4 protein-coding genes are annotated in these 4,445 nt (G+C 61.0%); 2 read left to right on the top strand and 2 right to left on the bottom strand.

Annotated elements, in window-relative coordinates:
* A partial coding sequence (locus WA989_RS16035; protein ID WP_424341483.1) for a 1-deoxy-D-xylulose-5-phosphate synthase N-terminal domain-containing protein occupies nucleotides 1–733 on the bottom strand: 733 nt, incomplete at its 3' end.
* A 69-nt stretch (nucleotides 734–802) separates the two neighbouring features.
* Nucleotides 803–2,002 (bottom strand): FAD-dependent oxidoreductase, encoded by a 1,200-nt coding sequence (locus WA989_RS16030; protein ID WP_424341482.1) that lies wholly within the window; start codon nucleotides 2,000–2,002, stop codon nucleotides 803–805.
* A 107-nt stretch (nucleotides 2,003–2,109) separates the two neighbouring features.
* Here WA989_RS16030 and WA989_RS16025 point away from each other — a divergent pair, with 107 nt between their 5' ends.
* Nucleotides 2,110–2,439, top strand: a complete 330-nt coding sequence (locus tag WA989_RS16025; RefSeq protein WP_424341481.1) for a hypothetical protein — start codon at nucleotides 2,110–2,112, stop codon at nucleotides 2,437–2,439.
* Between the two features lie 104 nt (nucleotides 2,440–2,543).
* The gene (locus WA989_RS16020) at nucleotides 2,544–4,343 is read left to right on the top strand and encodes a DUF885 domain-containing protein (RefSeq protein ID WP_424341480.1); all 1,800 of its coding nucleotides are present in this window, start codon (nucleotides 2,544–2,546) and stop codon (nucleotides 4,341–4,343) included.
* Nucleotides 4,344–4,445 lie beyond the last annotated feature (102 nt).

Genomic DNA, 4,445 nt, shown 5'->3' with positions numbered 1-4,445 from the left:
TCGGGCAGGTCTGGATCCAGGTCTTCAGCGCCTCGCCGCCCGGCTCCTCAAAGGCTTCGCGCTGCAGGACGCCATGGCGCAGCACGACGGTGCGCCAGCCGAACGCCTTGAAGATCGCATCGATCTTCTCCCAGAGGCCTTCATGCACGACACCGTCGAGGCTCTGGCGATTATAATCGATCACCCACCATGTGTTGCGAAGGTCATGCTTCCAGCCTTCCTGCAGGCACTCATAGACATTGCCTTCATCAAGCTCTGCGTCGCCCACCAGCGCGACCTGTCGGCCAAGCTTGATGTCCTTCGACCAGGCCTTGGCGGCGATATAATCCTGCACCAGCGAGTTGAACGCCGTCGCGGCCACGCCGAGACCCACAGAGCCGGTGGAGAAGTCGACATCGTCCACATCCTTGGTCCGGCTCGGATAGGACTGCGCGCCGCCCCAGCCGCGAAAGTCTTCCAGCTTCTCGCGCGTCTGATTGCCCATCAGGTACTGCATCGCGTGGAAGACAGGCGAGGCGTGCGGCTTCACGGCGACCCGGTCTTCGGGGCGCAGCGTGTGGAAATAGAGCGCCGTCATGATCGGCACCATGGACGCACACGAGGCCTGATGCCCGCCCACCTTGATCGCGCCGTCTTCCTTCTTGCGGATATTGTTCGCGTTATGAACCGTCCACGCGGACAGCCACAAAAGGCGTTGCTCTATGGTCTTCAGCGCGTCGAGATTGGCGGTCATCGAGAAACTCTTTGCAGGTGCAACGATTAACGCGCCCCTCTTCGCACGGAGGCAGGCGGCCCGTCCAGATCAGTCCCGCAATGCGAGCTTTTTGAGCGGCGAACCAAACGCCCCCGTCACCATCGCGGCGAGCAGGGCAGGGGCGGGCGGAATGCGGCTGAGTGGCGCTGCGAGATAATCGCGCAGCCATGGCGTAAACTGGCCATCGCCCTGATAGACGGGCGTAAACAGCCAGCTCATCAGCTGGTAGAGGCGGATATGAGACTTGCGTAGAGCCTTGTAGTGCGTCAGCGCTTCAGCTGTCGTCGCAGCCGATCCAAGCGCCTCGGCCAGCGCATAGGCATCGAGCAGCGCCATGTTCGCGCCCTGGCCGAGTTGCGGCGAGGCGGCATGCCAGGCATCGCCGATATGGACCAGCCTCGGGCCGCTGACGGGATCGTCATGCGTCCTGTGGCGGTAGCGCGCAAAGGTCAGCTGATCATGCGAGGTGATCTGGTTCAGCAGCGGCCGCGTTTCCGGCCAGAGCTGTTCTGCTTCCGCCTTCCAATTTGCCAGCGGCGCCTCTCGCCAGCTTTCATACTGATCGGTCCTGATCGACCAGAAATAGGTGAGCGTCTCCGGCGAAGCCGCGTCCAGCCGTCCAGACGCCATCACCCCGGTCATCTGCCGTGCGGCGCGGTAGCGTTGCTCTAGCGCGTACCGGTCAAACGGGCCCGATCCTGGCCAGGGCAGGGTGGTCCACAGTGCGCCATAGGGCAGCTCCTTGCGCGGTGCCCTGGTAAGCGGTGAACGCACGCCAAGGGCATCCACGACGAGGTCGAAGCCTTTCAGCAGCTCGCCCGTCTCAAGCAGGATATCCCCGGTCTGCGCATTTACGCTTTCAACCCGTTTCGATGTCAGGAGGCCGATACCCTCCCGCTGCGATGCGACAAAGAGCTGGTCAAACAGCATCGGCCTTTGCACGCCAAGCCCGAACAGGCCCTCGCGGAGCTTTTCAAACCTCACGTCCAGAACGGGGCGTCCGGACGGCTGCGACAGGCCCCATAAGCGGTCGAGACGGCTGCCAAGCGCGGCGATATCTGCCTCAAGCCCCATCTTGCGCAACACGGCAAGCCCGGTCGCTTGCAGCATCAGGCCGGACCCGACAGGCTGGGCCTCGTCAAACTGTTCGACAATCGTAACTGTGTGACCGGACCGTGCCATCAAGATGGCCGCGGCCAGCCCGCCGACACCGGCGCCGCATACAGCAATGTTCAGCGTCCCAGCCATGTCGGCACTCTGTCGTGATTTTGCCCGGCCCGCCAGAGCCCGCAAATTCGTGGAACGATTGGCCGCGCCTGCCCGTTTCTTCTCTGACAGACACCAAGGAGACCGACATGGCAGAACGCGATATTGAGCGCGAAGAAGAAGTCAGCCGCCAGCGCGGCTATGGCGAGCAGTTCAACAAGGACAAGGAACTTCAGAACCAGTCGACGCCGACCGCCGGCTACAAGGATGGCTCCCCGGTCGCACAGCAGGATGACGCAAATGCAGAGATTGTCTCCGGCATGGCTGATGAGCGCGTTCCCAACGTGCCGGACACAGCCGATGCCGATGCCTCCAGCAATACGATTGAAGGGCATAGCGCACTCAAGAAGAAGCCGGACGGCCATATCCTTGAAGACGCTTATTCGGTGACCGACCCGGACGTCGAGCCCAAGAACTAAATGCTTTGACGAGACCCGGCAGAAGGCCGGCTTTCGCTGCATTTGCGCTCCGTCTCCGATCGTGATTGTTTCGCGCACATCGATTTCACATTCTGGAGACCCTCATGAAATTTACGTCCCTTATGACCGCTGCGTCTGTGGGCGCGATCGTCCTGGCAGGCTGTACGACCAGCGAGACCACGACTGCATCGCAGCCGTCTGAAACTACCGCCGGTAAAGCCGTCGTGGAGGCGCCGGTTGAGGCGGCTGCAGAAACAGAAGAGGCCAGCTGGGACAGTTTCATGGCTGAGTTCCTCAATGGCTATTTCGAGCTTAACCCGACCTTCGCTGTCTCTCAGGGCAAACATGAGTTTGACGGCCAGCTGCCTGATTTCAGCGAAGCCGGCCTTCAGGCCCAGATCGATTATCGCCAGAACATGATCGAAGCTGCGAAAGCCATCGATCCGGCAGGCCTCGACACCGCAGATGCCTTTGAGCGCCAGTATTTCATCAACACGATGGAAGGCGAGCTTTTCTGGCTCACTGAAGCCGACGCGCCGCACCTGAACCCGTCTTTCTATCTCGGGCCGCTCGGACCGAGCGTCTATGTCGCGCGGCCCTATGCCGACGCCGAAACGCGGTTGAAGGCCTTCATCGAATACGCAAAGAACGTCCCGGCAGCCGCAGAGCAGGTCAAAGCCAATCTGAAAGTGCCGATGCCGGCAACCTATGTGAAGCTCGGTACGGCGGGCTTTAATGGCCTCGCCGATCATTATGAGAATGGCGCCAAGCAGGCCTTTGCCGAAGTTGAGGATGAGGCGCTACAGGCCGAATACGATTCCGTGGTCGAGACGGCTGCTGCTGCCATGCGCTCCGTCGCCGATTATATCGAGTCCGAGCCCGCCACGGATGACGGCTACGCGCTTGGCTCTGAAAAGTTCTCGAACATGATCCGCCTGACCGAAGGCGTCGACATCTCGCTCGCCGAGCTTGAAGCGATCGGCCGCGCTGACCTCAAGGCCAACCAGGACGCGCTCGCCGAAGCCTGCCGTGTCTTCGCGCCGGGCGCCGACATGGTCGACTGCATGGCCAAGATGGCAGCCAACAAGCCGGAAAATGGCCCGGTACAAGAAGCGCGCGACAGCCTTCCGGCGCTGAAACAGTTCCTGATCGAGGAAGATCTGGTCTCTATCCCGGGCACGGAGGAAGCGCTGGTCGAGGAATCGCCGCCATACCGCCGCCAGAACTCGGCTTATATCTCCATTCCGGGGCCGTATGAGGAAGGCATGCCGTCAGTCTACTACATCTCCCCGCCAGATCCGGCCTGGGACGAGGCGACGCGCGCCGAGTATATTCCCGGCAAGCTCGACCTGCTTGGCACCACGATCCACGAAGTCTGGCCCGGCCACTTCCTCAACTTTCTGCACGCCAACCGCTCCGACTCGGTCTTCGGGCAGATGTTCGTCGGCTACGCCTTTGCCGAGGGCTGGGCGCACTATACCGAGGAGATGATGGTCGATGCTGGCCTGCATAATGGCGACCCAGAGACGAAGATCGGCCAGCTCTCCAATGCGCTGCTGCGCAATTGCCGCTATCTCTCGACCATCGGCCTGCACACCAAGGGCTGGAGCGTCGATGACAGCTACGAGTTCTTCCGCAAGGAATGCTATATCGACAAGGGCAATGCGACCCAGCAGGCCGCGCGCGGGACCTATGATCCGGCCTATCTCAACTATACGATGGGCAAGCTGATGATCCGCAAGCTGCGCGATGACTGGGTGGCTGCGAACTATCCTGATGCGACAGGCACCGAAGGCTGGAAGGAATTCCACGATGAATTCCTCTCCTATGGTGGCCCACATATCCCGCAAGTCCGTCAGGCGATGATGGACGAGGCCGAGGCCAGGGCTGTCTTCGACGAATAAGCCGGCCAGTAGTTTCCCAGACAGTCGGGCCGTCTCCTCAGGGGACGGCCCGATTTTTTTGATATCTGACACCAACCTGCGGATGAAATGAAAGGAATTTAT

This window comes from Henriciella sp., from assembly GCF_049649345.1.
Classification (GTDB): domain Bacteria; phylum Pseudomonadota; class Alphaproteobacteria; order Caulobacterales; family Hyphomonadaceae; genus Henriciella.
The sequence above is the reverse complement of the archived record's forward strand: the minus strand, read 5'-3'. Positions and strand labels throughout refer to the sequence as shown.